The following is a 22478-nucleotide window of genomic DNA, read 5'->3' on the forward strand; positions in this document are numbered from 1 at the left end:
TTCATTTATGCCTAGAAACCCCGTGATAGGTCTCGTGATTAATCCACAGGCAGGTAGGGACATTAGGAGGTTGGTTGCCTACGCCAGTGTCTTTGATAATTCTGAGAAGATGAACATCGTGCGTAAATTAATAATGACCTTACTCGATCTTGGCATTAATAGGTACGTAATAATGCCTGAGCCCGAGGGCATCGTAACCACTGCATTGCACTCACTACCAAGTAATGCTATTGAGGGTATTGAGTATGAGTATGCCCCAATAAGGGTTAGTGGTACTTGGGTTGATACTTATGATGCCGTTAGGTACATGATTGGTAGAGTTGATGCATTAATAGTCCTTGGTGGTGATGGTACGAATAGGATAGTTGCAAAGACGGGTATTGAGGTGCCTGTCATGCCCATATCCACGGGTACGAATAACGTGTTTCCATACATGATAGAGGCCACTATTGCGGCGGAGGCAGTGGCTGCAATAGTACTTGGTTATGTTGGAGTTGAGGAGGGTGCGTACAGGAGTAAGGTGATTAGGATTTATGAGGATGGTGAGTATAGGGATGTGGCCATCGTGGATGCTGTATCCACTTCCTATCAGTACATAGGTGCCAGGGCAATTTGGGAACCTGAGTACATTAGGGAGGTTTTCACAGTGCTTAGTGCACCATATAATATTGGCCTATCATCAATAGCCGGCCTATTTAAGGAGGTTGGGCATGAGAATGATGAGGCAATATACGTTAGGTTATCAAGGGATGGAACTGGTAAGTCGTTTAGGACTGCAATAACGCCAGGCCGCATGAGTAGGCTCAGCGTTGAGGAGGTCAGGGAGGTGAGGCTTGGTGAGAGGGTTCGGTTAAGTCCTGGTTCGACGTTAATAGCCCTGGATGGTGAGAGGGAGTTCATGGTTGATCCAGGGAGTGAATTGGTGGTTGAGGCTGTCAGGAGAGGCCCATTTGTCATTGATTATAGAAAAACCCTCAGTATGGCGAAGGAAAGGGGGTTCTTCGAATCATTCAAGTAATTCCCTGGGTATTTCCACACTTATGAATTCTCTACCGAAGACCCATTCAGGCCTATTATACTTATTATAATATAGGTACTCAGCAAGTCTGAGTTCACGTTCAGTTAATTCATCCCTATAGTACTCGAAGCCCAGGTACTCCGAGTAACCCCTGAGTAACGCATACTTAACATCATCCATGTCCTTACCTGTTAGGTCATAGACATTACCAACCCTATGACTGACCTGGGTAATACCCTTATCCTGAAGCTTGGTCTTGGGCACCTTAAGGACCCTGGCAAGCATATCTAGGTTGCTACTTATGAGCATGGTTGCGTGGAATAGCACGAAGCCCTCCCTCAATCCCGCGGCTGAGCCAAGGACCTTCCTATCATTAATCTCCACATCATTAAGTCCCGGGCTCTCCGCCCTAATACCAAGCATCTTAAAGGCCAGTAATACTGGTTTTATCATTGCTTCGTACATCCTAATAACATCATTACTAACCCCATAAATATCAGGTATTATGACGGAGTATATTAGGTTGCCGAGGTCCTGATAAACGGCGCCACCGCCGGTGTCCCTCTTGGCTATTTGAACGTTGTACTGCTGAACCACGTCCATGTTAACCTCCTCCTCAGCAATCTGGAACTTACCAATGATCACCGCATTCCTATGTCTCCAGAACCAGAGGGTTGGTGGTGACTTACCAAGCAACATGAGCCTAAATATCGCCTCCTCAACCGCCAGGCTCATCCTTGGGTTATCCAAGAACTCGTGCTCCACGAGCCTAACTCTCATGGTGAGCACCCATTATTGCTTCCACGAAGTCCTCCTCAGTAACGAAGGGCACCTTAACACCACTACTGAAGAACTCATGAATAACCCTACTAACATCACCCCTACTGAATTTAACACCAGTCAACGACTTCTCAAGCATGAGCAATGCCTCCTCTGGATACATGAAGAAGTCACCCGTTATCCTAATCCAGGTTATCCTACCATCATCACTAAGTCTCAACCTAACTCTTATCAAACCCTTCTTAGCCTTATACTCATTAATTAAGGACATCTATAAATAAAGTTCTGGTCAATATTTAAAAATTCCCACTAGGTGCAATTGTTATGCTTATTACAGTACCCAATCTGTGGAATTACGATAGGTACGGGCCAGGAGTCATCACAGAGTGGTACAAGAAGGAGGGTGACCTAGTGAAGAAGAAGGAACCCCTGTGCCAAATAATGGTCATTAAAGCCACATACATAGTGGAGAGTCCAATAGATGGTAAATTAACGAGGATAATAGCCCAGAAGGGCACTAAGGTCAAGCCTGGCGATCCACTCGTGGAGATTGAGGAGGTGGCCGCGCCGCCAGCACCAACGCCAGTGCCCGCACCACAGCCAGCACCACAGGTTATCACCGCACCCGAGGTTAAGGAGTACTCAGTAATTAAGATCGAGGGTCTTAGGAGAGTTATTGCTGACAGGATGACCGAGAGCCTGAGAACCGCAGCACAGTACACATTACACATGGATGCCGATGCTACAGAGTTAGTGGAGCTCAGAGAGTCAAGATTTAAGGATTACTCATACACGGAACTACTCTCATACATAGTAATTAAGGCGCTTAAGGACTACCCAAGCCTTAATGCCCACGTTGTTAATGATGAAATGAGAATATTCAACCATGTACACCTAGGCATCGGAATACAAACGGATAATGGTCTCCTCGTGGGTGTCGTTAAGAATGCCGATACTATGGATCTGGATGCCCTTGCCAAGGGCATTAAGAGGGTTATTGACGATGTTAGGCAAGGCAGGGCAATACCGGAGGAATTGACTGGGTCTACATTCACAATAAGTAACCTGGGAATGACGGAGGTCATTTACTTCACACCAATAATAAACCCGCCGGAGGTTGCGATACTCGGTGTTGGGAAGATTAGGGACATAAACGGTAAGAAACTCATGCCATTAAGTCTAACCCTTGATCACAGGGTAATTGATGGTTATGTTGGTGCCCAATTCCTGGGTAGACTCAAGGAATTGATTGAGAAACCACACGAAGTACTGCCTGGACTACCACCTCCACCCGAGGTTTCCTTCAACCTAACCGCAATATCACTATCCAACACTAAGATTGAGGCTACCATAAGGAACTTCAGGGTAATGGTTGATGAGCCTGAGGATGCGGGAGGCACAAACGCAGCACCAAACCCAATAGAATACCTACTACTCGCTTTAGCCGGGTGTATGAATGTGACAATTAGGAAGATAGCCAGGGAGAGAGGCATTAAGATAGACTCAATGCAATTATCAATAACTGGATCACTAAATCCAGCTAAGTTCGAAGGAACAGCAAAAACAGGGAGGGCGGGCCTAACACGCATAAACATTGAACTAAGCATATCAACAACAGCACCAAGGGATGTAATAAACGACATAATTAAGGAAGCTGAAGAAAGATGCCCAGTACACGACACACTAACCCAAGGAACGCAAATAAAAATCACGATCAAATAATTTAAACAACCCAGGTAAAACTTTCATTGCCGTATCTTTCCTACTATGTTTCTTGGTATTGTTAGTGTTACTACGTAATTTGGTTCATCAACTATCTCTGAAATCCTAAGGTTTCCAATCACACTACTCAGTACGTAACCCTCCTCAGGAGTTAACCCATAGAGCCTATTCAATATCGTTAGCATATCCTCAAGCGCATCCCTAGCTGCTTGGTAAAGATCACTGGATATGCCCATGGTTGCGATAATATCAGTGGGCTCATCCCTTACGGGAGCCACCGTGAATGGCCTCCTTATACCCATGCCCTTAATCACATTAACCCTAATCCTAACCGTGGCACTGGTCTCAATGGCTGTCCCAGTCACCTCACCATCACCCTGACTAGCGTGGGGATCAGCAAGCGATAACAACGCACCCCTGACATTGACTGGTAAGTAAACCCTAGCCCCAATACCATGAAGCCTATTATCCATATTACCACCGAAGTACTGAGGCGGTATCATCTCAAACTCGCCCTCCCTAGGTGCAACACCAATAACGCCAAGGAATGGCCTAACCGGTACTTTAATGCCCTTGAGGAAGTCGCCCACGGTCTCCGCATAACCATTACTGATCCTCCAATGAACAAGTAAATCCCTAAACTTACCCTTAAGAAGACCTATGAAGCCAAGTATTGCTGACCAACCCCAATCACCCACTTGGATATCCAGTATATCAACGGCTAAGGCATCACCAGGCTCAGCACCCTCCACGTAAATAGGGCCGACAGCCGCATCGAATTTCGAGGAGTCAAGCCTAGCCAAGTCCTCCGCGGTCATTCCTGGCTTAACCTGCATTGTTGATGAGTCCGGTATTATGACCCTAACCTCATCACCATCCCTAACATGGGCGATCGGCTTTAAATTAGGACTCCACTTATAATGCAGGTTCTCCTCCTTAGTTCCATCAATGGTAATCACAACTCCTCACCCTCCTCCAGCCTTGGAATTACTGGTTTCTTCCAGGATATAAAGCCTGTGATTATAAACCAAGCTATTAGGAAGGCCATGGCTACGATTACCGGTAAGCTTATCGCAGTTGTTACTGCGGTGGCGTATAGTACGAATACATACAGTATTGAGGCTATGGTGGGTATTACAACATGAGCCCACTTAAAGAAGTTCCTCTTCCTCGAGTATAGTGGTAATGCGGTATTCACTAGGAAGTGCTCTATTGATGTCGCAACACCACCCCAAAGACCGGTAATTAGGAATGCATTTAATGGCCCTAGTGTCCAGCCAAGTACGGTGAATAGTACTAGGCCAATTATTGTGTCTAGAATCAACGCTCTATGTGGAGTCTTATACTTGGGATGCGTCATGGAGAGCCATTGTGGCAATGCGCTGTCCTTAGCCATTGTGTACATGTCCCTGGCCACAGCGTTTAGTATTGCCATGGTATCTGTAAATCCACTATTCGTAACTAATACTAGCCATAGAATGGCTATTGGAATTAAACCATACTTAACAGCCTCGGTTATGCCCGGTATGAAGTATTGGAAGTAAGATGAGGCGTTGCTAGGTCCCCAACCAATTATTAATGCGTATATCATGAATATGAAGAATACGCTTAAGAGCGTTATGACGGCAATGACACCTCTCCTAATGTTCATATGTGCCTCCCTAGCCTCGGCGCCTAGGAATGTCATTGAGCCCCAACCAGCAAAGGCCGTGAAGGCGAAGACAAGGCCCATACCAACACCTGACCAACCACCAGGTGCATAGGCCGGTGTGAATACGAGTGGGTCCCAGGGCTTGGGGGATAGGGCTATTATTATTGCTCCGCCAAGCATTAGGGCGGCTATCTCAATCATCCCTGTCCAGAGCATGTACTTAACCGAGGGTTTAATGCCTAGGTAGGGCAGTATTAATGCGAGCAATGCATCGGCAATGCCCAGTGGGAACCAGGACCAGCTTGGGAGATTAATGCCTAGTGCTGATAAGCCGTATTGAACGGCAAGGGCAGTTTCCAAGTAAATGAATGGTGTCGCCGCAACACCAGCATATAGTATGTACAACCAGCCACCCCAGGCACCAACCCTAGAGCCAAAACCCCTCTCAATATACCTATAATACCCACCACTTGATGCAACCTTAAGGGAGAACTCATAAACGGCGTATGCCGCGGATGCAACACCAAGTGCTGCAAGAACGACTGAAAGAGGCGCCGAACCATAGGCAAAGGCCACAGCACCGCTCAACGTAGCTAAGGCCGCAATTCCAGGAGCCGTGAAACTTAGAGACTGAAAAACAAGTTCCCAAAAGGTTACAACACCCCTCCTTAAACCCGTTGAGGAACTCACAAAATTATATAAACTCCCACAATTTATAAATATTATCTAGTGCCAACACAAAACTAAGGCAATTGATGAAAAAGCTTAAAATCATTAAGTTACGATTTAATATATGATTACTTAAATAACGATAATATTAACAATTTTTATTCAAATTAAAAATCTCAAATAATGAACCAATAAGTACCTTACATAATAATATCTTTATCCAACTAAAGCTATATAAAATACGTAATTATCATAATCTCAAAACAATTAATAACTCACTAAGGGTGTGATTAACGAGACAGAATTAAGCACAGGGCATGGTAGTTATTTGATCTATGAAGTATTGAGAGATAATATTGTTAATATGAAGCAAAACCCGCCGGTGTTATGAAATTAAAATTCATAGATGTGAATATTATTAGTGCTTATGCCGTAAAATCTAATAATTATTAATAGATAATGATTATTGACCATAGAAAATTTTTCATAAGATAACCAATAAGTCATGAAAAAGTTGTTGGTAGCGGGGCCCGGATTCGAACCGGGGACTTCCCGACCCGATTGGGTTCTCGGGGTTATGAGCCCCGCAGGCTACCAGGCTACCCTACCCCGCTGCAGGTCATTATTTCTACGTGCTTTTTAAGTCTTTCTTCATTTGTGAATACCTTGAATGAGCCTTATTGGAGCCTTCGTAGACTTACCACTTCTCTTTGGCCCATTGACGGCTTTATGTCTATTACTTGGTTTTTATGATGCCTTTCATTTATTTCATCTTCTTTGTCATTAAATAACCTGAGGTGTTGCTGAAGTCGGTATTTAGGTTGAGGGATTATTGCAGGCATTCATGTTCTTACGACACTCGTGTAGTTTAGGATGCGGTGACGGAGTGACCACGCCGTTAATTAGGGATGTTATAGTGGGTCTTATTATTGGGTTCAAGAATAATGAGGATAACATGGAGTAGATTAATAAGTCGTAAATATGCCAAGGAAGTAAAGGACTGGGCTCTACTGACTATTAATAGGAATAAAAACAAAGGAAAAAGAAAACAAAGGTATTTGATTAGTTTGTAAATGCAGTTATGATATGCGGAGTAGGGGTGAACATTGTTTGGGGCCGGGGCCGGGATTTGAACCCGGGTTCACGGGCTCCACAGGCCCGCATGCTTTCCAGGCTGCACCACCCCGGCACGGTGTTCCTATTATTCATGCTTTTAAGTTTTTGTCCTTAATATCTCCGTATATTTGGGCATTTTTGGTTTTGCTGTTGCCTTATTGTTTTTGTCCTATTTTTATTGGAGCCTTCTAACGTTTCTCACGTAATATATTGCGTATGTTCCTCATCATTACAATCTATGTAAATATTATCTCTTTGGTGCCTAGTGGTTTTTATCCAACGATGTACCTTTAACATGATCAATAAGTCGCTGCATTTGTACCTTAGTTAAGGATTTAGGAATTTAGGGTTACTGGTTGTCTTGATCGTTTTGCCTTTGTAGAATGGTTTAAATACCCAATTTTGTCCATCGTTTGCGGTATGAATGAGGAGATTCAGGAATACGTGGTTTTGGTAAACTTCCTATTCATAGTAATGACTGCCATATATGTATTGGTGCCTCAGTTAATACTGTTGTTTACTAACTCGGTCGTTGCAGTGGCGATTGGCACGATTGTATGGACGCTGCTTGCTTATACTCTTGTAACGAGGCGTGGGCTCTGGGCATTGATATATGCAAAGGTACATAGTGCCCTAACTGGGATCAAGGTCATTGGCATCACTAGGGTTGAGCGCATGTTATTGGTACCATACGTCATTACCTACGCCATTGATTTACTGCTTTCAGTGCTCATTAGTAATCCATTGGCTAGTATTGCTCTTAGAATCATCTCCGCATCTCCATTGATCATAATGATCATGGAGTTTGCCATAATGCCCCGCTTAATTACCAATAATGGTTTAGAGCAATATTAAGCTGAGTTGCATTTTACCTATTGGTTGCATTCAAAACTATGGTTTGTGATGGACTTCCTTAATAATTCCTCTGTGAGCCTGATGATGCTGCTATTCACGTCATTAATTTCCCTGAGGGAGTTATGCGCGTTGCTCAGCATTTCAATTCCTTCACACACCCTCCTTTTATACGGTCTCTCCCTTATCAATGCCCTATATTTGCTCATTGCCTCCTCACCCTCATTGCGATTACCCACCTTGAATGCCGCAATGGCTAGGCTAAGCCAGGTATATGCATAACCCGGCTCCCTTCTCGCTGATTCCTTGAACAACTTGTACGCTAGTTCATACCTACCTAGCTTAAAGGCGCACCAGCCTCCCCAAAGTAGGTCCTGCGGATCATCATGCCCCAGGTAAAGTTGTAATGCCCTCTCATAGGCACCCAGGGAACCCTCCCTATTCCCTATCGCCTCAAGGCATATGGCTAATCCATGCCATGCACCCGGACTCTCAGGGCAATACGCAAGGTACTCCCTGTATAGTGTCACTCCGTATGAATACTCCATTAGGCATATCGACGCCTCGGCGGCTTCATAAAGTGCCCTGCAGTATTCCGCACTCACCGCACTAGGATACACACCCTATTTAAAAGAATAACCACAACAACATCATCACGACACATCCAGGACGGAAAACACATTACTTGCCCTAACTGCTGTTAATCGTTGTTAATGCATGACGGGAGTCGTTGCTTTCCACGGCATCCCATGGCGGTATGTACCTACTTATTTCATTACCATAAACTACACCCAAAACCTCATTGATCCTCCTCCCCAGCTCATCCATGTTATTGGCTATGATGTTTACATGGCCCATTTTACGCCTTGGCTTGACCTTTGTCTTCCCATACCACCAAACGCTGGTTCCTGGTATCATCAATACCCTCCTGATTAAGTCGTCGCCGTACGGTACACCGAGCATGTTTACGATAGCAGAGGGCTTCAGCAATTCAGTAGGGCCTATGGGCATGCCTAGGATTGCCCTGATGTGGTTCTCGAATTGACTCACAGCCGCACCCATTAACGTCCAATGCCCCGAGTTATGAACACGGGGTGCAAATTCATTAATCAGTACCTCGCCGTTTCTAGTCACGAAGAACTCAACGGTAAGGACGCCTACGTAATCCAGGGTATTGGCAAGCCCTATAGCTAACTCCCTAGCATTATTGGCCGTCTCATCATCGATCCTCGCAGGTGATATACTATAGAGGAGTATTCCGTTGTGGTGGTGATTCTCGGTCACGGGATACGTGAGGACATGGCCGTCACTTGACCTAACGAGTATCACCGACACCTCCCTATGAATGTCCACGAATTCCTCAGCTAATAATGGGAATTCCCTGGGTACCCTATTGGCATCGTCATCATTCATTACGTAGTACTGGCCCTTACCGTCATAGGCACCACGAGGTACCTTAAAGACCACCCTACCGAATCGCCTAATTGCCCTATTCACATCCTCCACATTGTTAATAATCATGAAACTGGGTGTTGGAAAGCCATTGTCCCTAAGGAAGGACTTCTCAATTATCTTATCCTGCTTTAGCCGTATTGTTAATGAACCAGGTCTCAATTTACCATCCTCCTCAGCCATCTTTATGGCGCTTGGGTTAACATGCTCGAATTCAAAGGTAACAATGTCTGACCTATTCACAAGCTCCATCCAGGAATCACCGATGTACCTACCATCCGAGGCACCGAGGGCTGGTGCCTGTGGATCCTCATCGTGAACCAGGAACTTTACCCCTAATTTCCTGCCCTCCAGGATCATCATTAGGCCCAGCTGCCCACCGCCCAGTATGCCCACTACCTTACTCATACCTGAGCACCGTGTTCAATACGTCTCTCTTCATCGAATCCATGAGTTCCACAACCCTTGCCCTGAACTCGGGGTACTTAATGCCCAGTATCCTGGCTGCGAGTAAGGCCGCGTTCTTGGCGTTGCCGATTGCCACGGTGGCCACTGGAGTGCCGTAGGGCATCTGGACTATGGATAGTAATGAGTCGAGGCCATTTAGGTGCTTGCTGGGTATTGGTACCCCTATCACGGGTAATGGTGTTAGTGCCGCCGTCATGCCCGGCAGGTGCGCAGCTCCACCTGCGCCTGCGATTACCACCTCTAAGCCATTATTAATCGCGGATTTCGCGTAATCAAACATTAACTCAGGCGTTCTATGGGCTGACACAACCCTTGCCTCGTTTGGTATGCCCAATTGGTTTAGTAGTTCCACGGCCTCCCTCATCACGTCCCAGTCATTTTTACTGCCCATTATCACGCCCACGAGTGGTTTTGTGCTCATTATGGTTATTGTTTAAAGAAAACTTTTAAAAGTATTTTTTCATTATTAACCGTAGTATGCCCGTGTATTGTTTAAATAAAGAATTAAATGAGGTGCCAACACATGCCCCTCAGCGATAATGAGAGGACCATCATTAGGAAATACCTGGATAGGGAACCAACACAGACCGAGTGGTTGGTGTTTGATGCTGAGTGGAGCGAGCACTGCTCATACAAGAGTAGCAGGAGGTTTCTCAAGCTACTACCCAGCGAGGCACCGCACGTACTTAGGGGACCTGGCCTTGACGCCCCACTAATTCGCGTAGGGAATCTAGTGGTTAGCTTCAAGATAGAGAGCCATAATCATCCATCTGCCGTGGATCCCTACGACGGTGCCGCAACAGGCGTCGGCGGCATAGTGAGGGATATACTGACCACGGGATTAAGGCCCATCGCGTTAATGGACAACCTACACTTCGGCCAATTGAATAATCCCCACGCCCAATGGCTAATGAGAAACGTCATTAGGGGGATCTCGGACTATGGAAATAGGATCGGAGTGCCTGTAGTTGCTGGCGAGGTGTGGTTTGATGAATCGTTCACCACTAACCCAATAGTCCTGGTGACGTGCATCGGTGCTGGTAGGCTGGAGGATGCCGTGATGGGTGAGGCAAGCCCTGGTGATTTAGTCCTGGTGATCGGCAATGACGTGGGCAGGGACGGCATGCTCGGCAGCTCCTTCGCCTCTAAGGTACTGGATAAGTCGAGAGACGAAATAGGCGCTGTGCAGGTGGGTAATCCGCTACTTGAGAAGTTATTGATTGATGCAATAATCGAGTTAAGGAACGGCGGTTTGGTTAGGGCTATTAAGGACGTGGGCGGCGGGGGTTTGGCCACTGCATTGAGTGAACTTGCTGATCAATTTGGCCTTGGTATTGAGATCCACCTGGATAGAATTAGGACAAGGGAGAATATAATGCCTGAGGAGATCCTGGTCTCTGAGTCCCAGGAGAGGGTGGTTATTGTGATAAGTAGAGATAAGTTAAAGGAAGCTGAGGAGGTGCTGAGGAGGTACGGTGTTGGTTATGACGCAATTGGTGCATTAACGGGTAATAACAGGTTTGTGGCTTACTATGGGAATGAGGTGGTTGTTGACTTACCAATAAAGTTCATAACGCATGCACCGGAGACTAATTACGAGTTTAGGGAACCGCAGTACCTAAATGGGTTGAGGGTTATCCCTGAGCTACCCGAGGTGCCGCTCAATGAGGCGCTACTTAGGGTATTGAGTAGTCCCAACATTGCATCGAAGGAACATGTATTCAGTCTGTATGATTATGAGGTTGGTGTTAGGACAGTGATTAAGCCAGGTAGGGCCGGTGCAGCAGTGCTTAGGCTCCTTGATATTGATGGAGGTGATGGTAAGTTGGGAATTGCCGTGAAGGCTGATGCGAACCCGAGGTACTCGTTCCTTGATCCATTCATTGGAGCCGCCAATTCCCTGGCCAAGGCCTATAGGAATGTGGTTGCCGTTGGTGCGGAGCCCCTGGCCGTCGTTGACTCAATAAACGTGGGCAACCCCGAGAAGCCCGATAGGTATTGGTACTTCGTGAACTCAGTAATGGGTCTTGCCTGGATTGCCCGTGAACTCAACATACCAATAGTGGGTGGCAAGGTTAGTTTCTATAATGAGGATTCCAAGGGCAATGTCATTAAGCCCGTGGTTGCCGTGGCCGCGTTAGGCCGGGTGGATGATGTGGATAAGGTTGTAGATGGCGGGCTCGTTGATGGCGGTTCATTAATAGTCATAGGTGATACGGCAATGGACATAGGTGGTTCTGAATATCTTTATGCCGTTCATGGTATTGTCAGGGGCATGCCGCCGAGGCCTAGACCTAGGGATGAGGTTAGGAATTCCAGGGCTGTCCTTAGGTTGATACGGGAGGGCTTGGTGAGGGCCGCCATGGACGTGGGCGTTGGTGGTTTATTAACTACCCTGAGTAAGATGGCTTTGATTAATGGGGTTGGCCTTAGTGTTGATTTGTCTAGGGTGCCCACTGGGGATTGTTACCTTGACCCAACCATGGTTGCCTTCTCAGAAACCAATGCAAGGTACGTAGTGGAGGTTAGTGAGGGTGACCTCGGTGAGGCAATGGGCATTCTCCAGAACCTCAACGTGCCATTTTCTGTGATTGGTAGGTCAAGTGGTAGTGGTATTATCGTTCGTTGGGGCTCCCGGGAATTAATAACATTGAGGCTCGACGACCTGGCAAGTGCCTATTATCCGCAGTGGGGTGACCTGTAGTGTGCGGTATCTGGGCTTACCTGGGTCTCAATGCCGGCGGTAATGCCGCTAAACTGATACCATGGCTGATACATAGGGGTCAGGAGGGCGTCTCGTTCGCATGCCATGTAAACGGCGGGATCCTCAAGCTTAATGATGCATCTACCGTTAAATCAACACTGTGCCTTGGGCATGCTAGGTATAGTACGAGTGGTCCATATGGCGTTGAGCTTCAGCCTATCGTGATTGGCAATGACTTTGCCCTGGTATTTAATGGCACAATAAGTAATTACATTGAATTAATCAAGAGGTTGAGGGATCTTGGTGTCGATATTAGGACAAACTATGATGCCTTGGTTTTGGCTCATTACGTGAGGGAATTACTTACTAGGCTGGGTGTTGATGGTGGCGTCAATGAACTTTTCCGCACACTCCGTGGCGGCTACTCCATAATAATCATTTGGAGAGACTCCTTAATGGTGGTTAGGGATCCCTGGGGCATTAGGCCTCTTGCCATTGGTAGTGATGGTAATGGCATAGCCATAGCGTCGGAGACGGCGGCGCTTGAGGCCTTGGGCATGAATTGGCGTGAGGTGGAGCCTGGTAAGGCCCTGGTACTGCATGGATCAGGCGGGGAGTACTGGGTTGAGGGTCCTAGGGTTAGGAGGGCCCATTGTGCGCTTGAGTACATATACTTCCTAAGGCCTGATTCTCACTTTAATGGTATTAGTGTTTATGATGCTAGGCGGAGGCTTGGCATGGCACTGGCCCGTAAGGAGAAAAACCATGATATTGACCTTGTGACTCCTGTGCCGGAGACCGCTAGGATTGCGGCGGAGGCCTATGCGGAGGGTATTGGTAAGCCAATACATGAGTTGATAATTAAGAATAGGTATGTTGGTCGTGGTTTTATCAAGCCTCCCAGTGAGAGGTCTGTGAATATGTATAATGTGATTAGGGATGTAGTTAGGGGTAGGTCTATAGCCCTTGTTGATGACTCCATTATAAGGGGTGATACCCTCGAGAAAGTTTTGCCTAGGTTCAGGAGGACGGGGGCAAGGTCCATACATGTCAGGGTTTCTTCACCGCCAATCAGGTACCCATGTTTCATGGGCATGGATTTCCCAACGAGGAGTGAGTTAGTGGCCCACGGCAGATCAGTAGATGAGGTTAGGGATCACCTCGGTGCTGATTCCCTGGTTTACTTAACGGTTGACGAACTCATGGATGCCATAGGAACCACCGAGCTTTGTACTGCGTGCTTCACTGGTAATTATCCATTCAATATCAACATTGACGAGACAGAGAAGGCATTCTCTGGGGATAGGGTATGGGAGTCTCAGGCTTTGTAGGCGTGATTTCCTTCCACGAAGGGTGGGACGTGAGCAAGATACTTAGGTATGCACTACCTGTGCTTAGGCACAGGGGTAATGATACTGCCTGGGCTGCCCTACTAAGCAGTGATAGTAGGTTCGTTATACAGGAAGTTAAGGAGGACAGCAATATCCCAAGTGGTTGGGCAGGGCTTCTGTGTCTATACACCAATGAGGCATCAAGGGGCCTTGTTAAGTGCGGTAATACCGATATTGCCTATTGCGTCGAGGGCGTTGTAGTGAAACCCACGGAGGTATGCAAGTTGGTTAACGGTGATGGCGAGGCCCCTGCCTACACGTCCCTCGTGGCCTTGACCAGCTACGGTGAGTTAATAGCCTATCGACCCGTCACTGGATTGAGGAACCTAGTCCTCGGTGCCTACGGCTTCGACCTAGCCATGATATCCAACGAGAGTTCCGCCATAAATGCACTGGGTGGTGAAGTAAGGCTCTTTGTCGAACCTGGATCCATAGTAAAAGCCAGTAAGTTAAACCTATCGATAGGTAGGTTCACGGACAATACCCGCAGTAAACTATGTGTCATGGAGTTCATATACCTATCGAGGCCTGATTCCGAGGTAGATGGGCACCCTGTCTATGAATTTAGGAAGGCGTTGGCTAGGAGACTGGCCCTTAGGTTGATGAATAGGGTTGATGCAGATCTCGTTATCGGAATGCCCGAGACCGGTATAATTTATGGAATTAAGGCCGCTGAGACCCTGAGGAAGCCCTTTGAGTATGCTCTTCTTAATATCGAGAGACGCAGATCGGCGCTGAGAGACGACTTACTGGACAAGGTATCCTCCGTGCACCTAAAGCTCAGTCCAGTAATTAGTGCGATTAGAGGCAGGAGAATTCTATTGGTTGATGATTCGTTACTTACGGGAATATCCATTAAGGAGGCATCACAGGTGCTTAGGCACAGGGCTGGGGCTAGGGAGGTCCACGTCGCCATAGCTAGCCCAAGGATCATTAGAAGTTGTCCCTACGGTATTGACATGCCTCCAGACAATCAACTACTTGCCAATGCCTTCAGTAATTATGCCGATGCCCAGAGGGTTCTTGAGGTTGATTCATTGACGTGGTTGAGCCTTGATGATCTATACGCCACGGCTGATGAGGCAGGCATAGACAGGGATCACCTGTGCACCTATTGTCTCAAGGGTGATAAACATGAGCTGGACCTATGAGAGGGCTGGGGTTAGCCTAGGTAAGCATGAGGAAATGCATGTGATGGCTCACGATGTTATACGTGATGCAGCAAGTAGATTAGGCATTACATTGATGGAGGGTGGCTTCACTAGGTCTATGCAGCTTGACAATCATGAAATAACACTGCACACTGATGGTGTCGGTACTAAGTCCATGATTGCGTGGACCACGGGCAGATTGGAGGTGCTTGGTTGGGATTGCGTTATTGGTAATGTTAATGACATAGCCTGTGACGGCTTTACACCCATTGCACTTACTGACTATATAGCCATATCCGGTAATGATGCGGATGCCGTACGCAAAGTCCTCAGTGGTATTAGGGACGCAGCCCTAGCGGTTAAGGCTGCCCTCTTGGGTGGTGAGACGGCCATAATGCCTGACCTGGTCAATGGAATTGACGTATCATGCACAGTACTCGGTATTAAGAACACTGGGAATTATGAAATGACGAAGGCTGGTGATATAGTTATTGGTATTGAGTCCAGTGGGTTGCACATGAATGGGTATACGCTTGCCCGTAAGGTTTTACTGGGCAGGTATGGCCTGGAGGATGAGATTTGCGGTGATAAATTAGTTAACTGGCTTCTAAGGCCCACTGCCTACTATGGGGACTTACTGATTAGACTCTATGGCGGTGGCTTAATTAAATCGGCTGTTCATGTGACCGGTGGAGGCTTCACCAAGATGAGGAGAGCAATTGGTGATTTAGGTGTTGAGCTAGAGGTGCCTGAACCGCCATGTATATTTAAGGTCATTAGGGAGACGGGCAATATTGAGTGGGGCGAGATGTATAGGGTGTTTAATATGGGTATTGGTCTTATGGTGATGACAAGTGAGGAACGCGTGGATGATGCTGTTAGGGTGATCAGGAGTTCGGGCTTTAATTACTGGGTTCTTGGAAGGGTGGTTGATGGTGGCGGGATTAATATTTCAATGAATAATGGTGTTAAGTTACGTGTTTAATGGCACACCGAGTATTTTATTCATTTCCTCATAGGATTTGACTAAGTCCATGGCTGAAGCGCCCTTCCTGAATAATTCCTTATCTAAGTGTCTGCCATTGATTAGTACCCTCATGGTATCGCCGCTTAATTCATCAGCAAGAACCAGGTTATTTGACTTATCAAATCCAAACTCCAGTTTAAAGTCCACGAGCATCAATCCCCTACTCACCATGTAATCGCTTAAAATCTCATTAACCCTTAATGCAATGCTTATTATTTCATTCAATTGCTCCTGACCCGCCAACCCGGCCTCTATTATATCGTCAGTGGTTATTAATGGATCATGAAGTTCGTCACTCTTCAGGTGAAACTCAACGAGGGGTTTGCTGAACTTCGTCATTGGCTTCATTAGGGGCATCCTCTTTAGGAACGAACCATAGGCGTAATTCCTAACAATAACCTCTATCGGTATCATCCTGAGTTCCCTCACCAGTATTTTCCTGTCGCCATCCCAATCAACCAAGTGATTCCTAATGCCATGCCTACCCAGTAATCCCATGAGGAATGCCGTCTGGGCCGCGGCTAACCTACCCTTACCCGGCGCGTGCTCTTTCCTGGCGCCGTCGAATGCCGTGACTTCATCCTTGAATTCCATAACGAGGAACTCATTATCAACCCTGTAAACCCTCTTGGCCTTACCCTCGTAAATTAACTCCCCGGTCCAGTTACTGGCCATACTCAGTAATGATTTCTTCTTGTTATTTAAGGTTTACTTAATTAATTAAATAAATACCCTGGATTATATTGGTAATTTCTTCCTGTATTATTTAATTAATTATTTAAATAATATGTTTAATAATTTAATTGAATAATTTAAGGGAAACAATTATTAAGGCTGTAACGCGATTATTTAATCAACTATGATAAGGAGCAAGGTCCTAATTGTGGGCGATGGCGCCAGGGAGCACGCCCTAGCTGCAAGGCTTAGTTTGAGCGTTCACGAACCAAGGATAAGCGCATTGGTTGTGCATGAAAATCCAGGGATTAGGAGGATCGTTGAGAGGAGCGGCGGTGAGTTAGTGAAGTCTGGACTGGACCCAAGGGGCCTGGTTGAAGCCGTTAATAGGGTTAACCCTGACCTAGTGGTAATTGGACCCGAGGAACCTCAGTTTGCCGGTGTTGCCGATAAGGCCGCTGAACTGGGTATACCAACCTTTGGGGTCCCTAGGTCTTTAGCCATGATAGAGCAGAGCAAGGCCTTCGCAAGAGCCTTAATGTGGAAGTACAGGATACCCGGTAGGATTGCCTTTAGGGCATTTAGGGATATTAACGAGGCGCTTCATTACATATCCAGCGCAGGCTCCGTTGCGATAAAACCAGCCAGACAGAGCGGTGGTAAGGGAGTTAGGGTGTTTTGGGATAGACTGGCCTACCTTAGAGATGGCGTTAATGAGGCTAAGGTATCCCAGGTACTTGCTGTATCCAGGGATATGGCCGCCTACGACGATATTGACGCGCGTATCGTTGTTGAGGAGGCCGTAACAGGCGTCGAGTATACAGTGCAAGTGATAAGTGACGGTAAATCCATTATTGCGTTACCGCCAATTCAGGACAACCCACACGTATTCGATTATGATGTAGGCCCTGAGTGCGGTGGAATGGGCGCCATAGTGGGTCCAGGTTCATCACTACCCTTCCTAACCCAGGAGGAGTATGAGGAAAGCGTAGAAATAACTAGGAAGTCATTGGATGCACTACAGCGTGAGACCGGGCTTAGGTATGTTGGTGTGTTGGGTGGCCAATTCATGCTCACCACATACGGACCGACGCTCATTGAGTACTACAGCAGGTTCGGTGACCCTGAAGTCTTAAACGCATTGGCGATGCTCAATGATGATTTGCTCGAAATAATGGAGGCAACCGTGGATGGCAGATTATCAAGCATAAAGTACTCATTTAAGAGGAGTGCTGTGGCCATTTCAAAGGCCGTGGCACCCATGGGCTACCCACACAATAGGGACTTGGCTCGTGGCAGATCAATAACTATCGATATTGATAGAATAAGGAAGTTGGGTTGTGAGGTTTACTTTGGGTCGGTTATCGAGGAGGACGGACTTTACAAGACCCTGGGCTCAAGGGCAGTGGAGGTTCTAGCCGTGGGTAATACATATAGGGAGACCTATGAAAAAATCGAGAATTGCATAGCCCATATCAAGTCGCCGGATTGGCAACTAATACATAGGCGGGATATAGGGAGCAGGGAATTAATTGAGAGGAGGGTGAAGGAAGCCGAGCGCGTCAGGGCAGTTTATAAGTGGAGGAGGAGTCATGGGCTGGGCAGGGTAAGAATTGACTGGGTACCTGGTGGCGAAATCACCGTATATGACTACACATAAGGGTACGCTACTGGATATGCCGTATCACAATATATTAAGACTCCCTGCTTCATTGCTCCACCTTGCCCCTGGAGTGTTTGCCCCAGAGGTAGAGGGCGAGGCTCTGCAGTTAGGCTGGCTCCTAGTCCCATGCTTTGGGATACTAATGCTCGCGTTCAGGACCCTATAATCAGCAAAACGTCTTGTAATGGATTCCGTATCAGTGCCATTGATGCTCTTAATAGAGTGATTCCTACTTTCCCGGTTAATTTCCATTTTTCCTGAATAGTGAACCGTCGTCAAATATTTATTTGCATAACTCCGCTAATGGCCATCAATGCTTAACAACCCACTATTTACCCATATGATATTTCATGAAATGTTATTAAATGGCGAAAAACTGGTAATACATAGTTAGGCATAGATAACTATAGTAACATTGAGTTATACATTAGTTACTAACTTTACAAGCACAAGTCAAATTAATTCTGTGAAATCATCAAAACCGATGAGCACAGGCAACAATCCCTTTAAACTACTGGATGACATAAGCATGAGATCCTTCCACCTTAAGTACATGTTAGTAGCTGCCATGGGCACCTTCACTGATGGTTACGACCTATCAACATTAGGTGTTGTACTGCCCTATGTGTTAATGAGTTATGGAATATCGAGCCTGAAGTCACCAGCTGGGGTTTTCTGGTCAATATGGCTGAACGCATTACCCGTGTTCGGCTTCTTCATGGGTGCACCACTGTTTGGTTACCTAAGTAAACTAGGTAGAAAGACATTCTACGGGTGGGATGCACTATTGATGGCCGTAGGTGCAGCACTTCAACCCTTCATGCCCAACCTAATATTACTGGGCGCGGCTAGGTTCATTATGGGCATTGGGCTGGGTGCAGATTATGTCTTGTCTCCCACCATAATTGCCGAGGTATCGAATGCGAGGGATAGGGGTAAGTTATTGGCGCTTGGTTTTGGTGGTTTTTGGAATTTTGGAGCGGCTGCGGCGGCCATTACCGTGCTCATAATGTTAATTGCAGGATTCAACCCAGGCCTAATATGGAGAGTTGCATTAGGCATTGGTGCCGTGTGGCCAGCAGGCGTTGTTTACCTAAGGAGAAGATTCCCAGAGACTCCTAGGTACTCTGCGATAATTGCCAGGAACCTTGAGGAATTTAGGAGGTTTGTGATGGCGATACTTGGTACTCACCACAATATTCAAGAAGGTACCCTGAGTCACGAGGAGATAGAGGAAATAATGCTATTTAGGAAATACCTTAAGTACATAGCGCTTGGTGCATTGCTATGGTTAATCTTCGACATACCTGCCTATGGACTGAACTTCTTCGTATCATACATAGCACAAAGCATCAAGATGACCCCTGTTTACCTGCAATTACTCGGCACAGCCTTCACACTACCCGGCATAGCGCTAGCGTGGTTACTACTCGATAGATGGGGTAGACGCAATGCCCAGGGATACGGCTTCTTACTCACTGGCCTAACATTCCTAATATTCTCATACTTCGTCTACACATACTCCAGAAGCCCTAATGCCGCCGCACTACTGTTTCTACCCACAATAATATCCTTTGGACTCGCTAAGACTTGGATGCAGATGGGACCAGGTTCGGTAGTTGCTGTTGGAGCGCATGGCGTCGAGTTTTCCCCAACAAAAATTAGGGGTATTGGGCAAGCAATCAATGTCATTGGCGGTAGAACCGGTGTCCTAATAACTACCTTCGTATTCCCAACACTCTTTGTTGCCAGTTCATACACGGCCTACATATTCCTCGGCCTAGTCTCAGTGATAGGCGCCGTGCTAACCTTCACTCTGATACCCGAAACGAAGGGGCTAGGGCTTGAGGAGATATCGTTAAAGCTCTCAGGGGATTCTTAAAATAATGAGTACCTGGTTTCAACTTCAAAAATATCTGAATATCCGATTTATCTTCTACCTAACCTTAATCAGTGATGCAGCCGATCTAGCCTTCTCCCTGGCCTCCTGTACGGTATTCCCCGTGGCTAGCACAATGCCCATCCTCCTGTACCTATATGTGAAAGGTTTCCCAAATAACCTAACCTGGACCCCGGGTATCTTCAGTGCCTCCTCAAGTCCCGTAATCCTCGGTGCCCAGGTCTCGGTCTCCGCAAGGATCACGTGCGCCGCTGCTGGCGTTACCAGTCTGACCTCAGGTGTTGGTAGCCCCAGGGCACTCCTCACATGTACCTGGAACTCACTTATGTTTGTACTGACCAGTGTGACTAGGCCCGTGTCGTGGGGCCTAGGCGATGCCTCACTGAATAGTACCCTGCCGTCCTTGGTGATGAGTATTTCAACACCGTATATGCCGAGGCCTCCCAACTCATTGACAATCCTAACTGCGTACTCCCTGGCCTTCTCAACAACTCCGTTACTCACCATGGCTGGGTGCCAGGACTCTATGTAGTGATAGACACCCTCAGGTCTCTGGTGTTCTATTGGCGGTATAGTGGCAGTCACCACATTATTATTTAGTGAATACCTATACGTTAATACCGTTAACTCCCTGCCAATCTTAACGTACTCCTCAGCCACGACTCTCTTACCGCCACCCCTAGCATGGGCTAGGGCTTCCTTGAACCCCCGTTCAGCATCGTCATAATTATTCACAAGCACGTGTCCATGCCCACTGGAACTCATTTCTGGCTTTAGTAGGCATGGGAAGCCCAGGTCCTTACATACCCTTCTTACGTCATCAACATCCTCAACAAAGAAGTACCTAGTAGTTGGTAATTGGAGTCTCTCGGCAGCTAACCTCCTAAGCTCAATCCTGTTCATACAGACCTTGACCGCCCTGGCGTTGGGCACGACCCTAAAGCCCTCCTCCTCGAGCTCCGTAAGCGCCCCCGTGTCTATGGCCTCTATCTCAGCAATAATAGCGTCAGGGCCTTCCCTACGTACCAGTGACTTGATGGCATTACCATCAAGCATATTGATTACGTACCTCCTATGTGCCACGTGCATAGCTGGGGCCATGTCATATCTATCCACTGCGATGACCTCAATACCCATGCGTTGAGCCTCAATAGCCATCTCCTTACCCAATTCACCACTGCCCATTAGCATTATCTTCTTAGAGCCCTCGAGTAAGGGTGGGCCTATCTCCATCACCAACCACCACTAAGACTCTCCCTAAGACTAAGCCAAAGTTTGAGCCCACCTGGCATAAACCTCCTTGGAGCCAGTACTGACTCTGCTGACCTCTCTGGATGTGGCATGAGCCCGAGTACGTTACCACCGTAATTAGCGACACCTGCTATTGAAGCCACTGAGCCATTTGGGTTCTCTCCGAAGTACGTAAATGCTACCCTGGCCTCATCAACATTGTCTATAAAGTACCTGCCCTCACCGTGGGCAATGGGCATTGATACAACCTCATTAGGTTCATAGACCTTGGTGAAGGGTGTCTTGGAATCATTAACCCTGACCCAAACCCACTTGGTTATGAACCTGGGTGGGTCATTGGGTAGTAACGCGCCGGGCAGTAGTCCCGCCTCCACTAGTATCTGGAACCCATTGCAAATACCCAGTACGGGCATGCCGCCCTCTGCGTCCATAATGATCTCCTTCATCGCCCGGGACCTTGCCGCGATAGCTCCGGCCCTCAACCAATCCCCGTAACTAAAGCCTCCAGGAACAACCACGGCATCGTAAGTACCGTGCCTATAATCATCGTACCAAACAAGCTCCGTATTAACCCTAACGACATTTTTGAGTGCATGAACTACGTCAAGATCACCATTGGTACCTGGAAACCTAATCACGGCGACCCTAGGCACCCTCAACACCCAACACCAGCAGTTTATGGACTGTTGGGTTGTAAATGCGAGTCCTCGTACAAAGATCCTCAACGTACTTAATAGCTTCGGACTCACTGTTGGACTCAACAACGAAACCCAGGTACTTACCGCTAATCACCCTATTAATGCTATTGAAACCGTTGGTAATAACGAGATCCCTATGTATGGTTTCACCCTCGGGATCACGTGAACCCTTGAGGATAATGACCACGTGAACCAAGTACCTGCCCTGTGCCTCGCTCATTGATTAATCAAATAATTAAATATTATTTAAAGGTTTCCCTTAATAATCTTCGTTTATTATTTAATAAATT

20 protein-coding genes and 2 tRNA genes are annotated in these 22478 nt (G+C 46.9%); 9 read left to right on the top strand and 13 right to left on the bottom strand.

Translation table 11 applies throughout. The features are described from left to right. Positions 1–7: 7 nt before the first annotated feature. A complete protein-coding gene (locus tag Vsou_RS00380; RefSeq protein ID WP_188603463.1) occupies positions 8–1018 on the top strand; it encodes an NAD(+)/NADH kinase in 1011 nt (336 codons plus the stop codon). Here the strand turns inward: Vsou_RS00380 and Vsou_RS00385 are convergent. Together Vsou_RS00385 and lplB are read right to left on the bottom strand one after the other, a co-directional pair. Then, a complete protein-coding gene (locus Vsou_RS00385) occupies positions 1007–1798 on the bottom strand; it encodes a lipoate--protein ligase family protein (RefSeq protein ID WP_188603464.1) in 792 nt (263 codons plus the stop codon). The two genes, Vsou_RS00380 and Vsou_RS00385, sit on opposite strands and share 12 nt — an antisense overlap. Then, positions 1788–2069, bottom strand: a complete 282-nt coding sequence (lplB, locus tag Vsou_RS00390) for a lipoate-protein ligase small subunit (RefSeq protein ID WP_188603465.1) — start codon at positions 2067–2069, stop codon at positions 1788–1790. Before lplB ends, Vsou_RS00385 begins: the two co-directional genes overlap by 11 nt. Positions 2070–2122: 53 nt before the next feature. Between lplB and Vsou_RS00395 the strand changes: the two genes are divergently transcribed. Next, positions 2123–3520: a 2-oxo acid dehydrogenase subunit E2 gene (locus tag Vsou_RS00395; RefSeq protein WP_188603466.1), complete on the top strand. Its 1398-nt coding sequence runs from the start codon at positions 2123–2125 to the stop codon at positions 3518–3520. 23 nt (positions 3521–3543) lie between these two features. Here Vsou_RS00395 and Vsou_RS00400 read toward each other — a convergent pair whose 3' ends face one another. The 4 genes from Vsou_RS00400 to Vsou_RS00415 form a co-directional block, all read right to left on the bottom strand. Then, entirely contained in the window at positions 3544–4479 is a 936-nt protein-coding gene (locus tag Vsou_RS00400; RefSeq protein WP_188603467.1) for an acetamidase/formamidase family protein, read from the bottom strand. Continuing rightward, on the bottom strand, positions 4476–5861 hold the full coding sequence (locus Vsou_RS00405; RefSeq protein WP_188603468.1) for an APC family permease: 1386 nt from the start codon (positions 5859–5861) through the stop codon (positions 4476–4478). The genes Vsou_RS00400 and Vsou_RS00405 overlap by 4 nt, the downstream gene beginning before the upstream one ends. Positions 5862–6358: 497 nt before the next feature. Beyond that, positions 6359–6454 (bottom strand) — tRNA-Met (locus Vsou_RS00410). A gap of 497 nt (positions 6455–6951) precedes the next feature. Then, a tRNA-His gene (locus Vsou_RS00415) sits at positions 6952–7029 on the bottom strand. Positions 7030–7376: 347 nt separating this feature from the next. Between Vsou_RS00415 and Vsou_RS00420 the strand changes: the two genes are divergently transcribed. Beyond that, positions 7377–7811 carry a hypothetical protein gene (locus tag Vsou_RS00420; RefSeq protein ID WP_188603469.1) on the top strand — a complete coding sequence of 145 codons (435 nt, stop codon included), beginning with the start codon at positions 7377–7379 and terminating at the stop codon, positions 7809–7811. A gap of 17 nt (positions 7812–7828) precedes the next feature. Here the strand turns inward: Vsou_RS00420 and Vsou_RS00425 are convergent, their stop codons facing one another. From Vsou_RS00425 to purE, 3 genes are all read right to left on the bottom strand, one after another. Next, a complete protein-coding gene (locus Vsou_RS00425; RefSeq protein ID WP_229709844.1) occupies positions 7829–8413 on the bottom strand; it encodes a tetratricopeptide repeat protein in 585 nt (194 codons plus the stop codon). An 85-nt stretch (positions 8414–8498) separates the two neighbouring features. Next, entirely contained in the window at positions 8499–9668 is a 1170-nt protein-coding gene (locus Vsou_RS00430; RefSeq protein WP_188603470.1) for a 5-(carboxyamino)imidazole ribonucleotide synthase, read from the bottom strand. Then, complete coding sequence (gene purE, locus Vsou_RS00435; RefSeq protein ID WP_188603471.1) at positions 9661–10149, bottom strand: 5-(carboxyamino)imidazole ribonucleotide mutase; 489 nt, start codon at positions 10147–10149, stop codon at positions 9661–9663. Before purE ends, Vsou_RS00430 begins: the two co-directional genes overlap by 8 nt. Positions 10150–10251: 102 nt before the next feature. On the opposite strand from purE, the gene purL reads away from it, so the two are divergent. From purL to purM, 4 genes are read left to right on the top strand one after another with little or no spacing between them, the layout of a single operon-like run. Next, positions 10252–12432 (top strand): phosphoribosylformylglycinamidine synthase subunit PurL, encoded by a 2181-nt coding sequence (gene purL / locus Vsou_RS00440; RefSeq protein ID WP_188603472.1) that lies wholly within the window; start codon positions 10252–10254, stop codon positions 12430–12432. After that, a complete protein-coding gene (locus tag Vsou_RS00445; protein WP_188603473.1) occupies positions 12432–13763 on the top strand; it encodes an amidophosphoribosyltransferase in 1332 nt (443 codons plus the stop codon). Before purL ends, Vsou_RS00445 begins: the two co-directional genes overlap by 1 nt. Positions 13764–13792: 29 nt before the next feature. Then, positions 13793–14974, top strand: a complete 1182-nt coding sequence (locus Vsou_RS00450) for an amidophosphoribosyltransferase (protein WP_229709845.1) — start codon at positions 13793–13795, stop codon at positions 14972–14974. Next, entirely contained in the window at positions 14958–15959 is a 1002-nt protein-coding gene (purM, locus tag Vsou_RS00455) for a phosphoribosylformylglycinamidine cyclo-ligase (protein ID WP_188603475.1), read from the top strand. Before Vsou_RS00450 ends, purM begins: the two co-directional genes overlap by 17 nt. On the opposite strand, the gene purC is transcribed toward purM, so the two are convergent. After that, positions 15948–16676 (bottom strand): phosphoribosylaminoimidazolesuccinocarboxamide synthase, encoded by a 729-nt coding sequence (gene purC, locus Vsou_RS00460; protein WP_188603476.1) that lies wholly within the window; start codon positions 16674–16676, stop codon positions 15948–15950. The genes purM and purC overlap by 12 nt on opposite strands. A 184-nt stretch (positions 16677–16860) precedes the next feature. On the opposite strand from purC, the gene purD reads away from it, so the two are divergent. Continuing rightward, a complete protein-coding gene (gene purD, locus Vsou_RS00465) occupies positions 16861–18336 on the top strand; it encodes a phosphoribosylamine--glycine ligase (RefSeq protein ID WP_188603477.1) in 1476 nt (491 codons plus the stop codon). 487 nt (positions 18337–18823) lie between these two features. After that, entirely contained in the window at positions 18824–20221 is a 1398-nt protein-coding gene (locus Vsou_RS00470) for an MFS transporter (protein ID WP_188603478.1), read from the top strand. Positions 20222–20275: 54 nt separating this feature from the next. On the opposite strand, the gene purT is transcribed toward Vsou_RS00470, so the two are convergent. Genes purT through Vsou_RS00485 form a run of 3 tightly spaced genes read right to left on the bottom strand, consistent with a single transcriptional unit; the run spans position 20276 to position 22408 of the window. Continuing rightward, the gene (gene purT, locus Vsou_RS00475; protein ID WP_188603479.1) at positions 20276–21472 is read right to left on the bottom strand and encodes a formate-dependent phosphoribosylglycinamide formyltransferase; all 1197 of its coding nucleotides are present in this window, start codon (positions 21470–21472) and stop codon (positions 20276–20278) included. Then, a complete protein-coding gene (gene purQ / locus Vsou_RS00480) occupies positions 21472–22143 on the bottom strand; it encodes a phosphoribosylformylglycinamidine synthase subunit PurQ (RefSeq protein WP_188603480.1) in 672 nt (223 codons plus the stop codon). The genes purT and purQ overlap by 1 nt, the downstream gene beginning before the upstream one ends. After that, positions 22136–22408 (bottom strand): phosphoribosylformylglycinamidine synthase subunit PurS, encoded by a 273-nt coding sequence (locus tag Vsou_RS00485; RefSeq protein ID WP_188603481.1) that lies wholly within the window; start codon positions 22406–22408, stop codon positions 22136–22138. Before Vsou_RS00485 ends, purQ begins: the two co-directional genes overlap by 8 nt. Positions 22409–22478: the final 70 nt, after the last annotated feature.

The organism is Vulcanisaeta souniana JCM 11219 (assembly GCF_026000775.1).
In the GTDB taxonomy this organism is placed as follows: domain Archaea; phylum Thermoproteota; class Thermoprotei; order Thermoproteales; family Thermocladiaceae; genus Vulcanisaeta; species Vulcanisaeta souniana.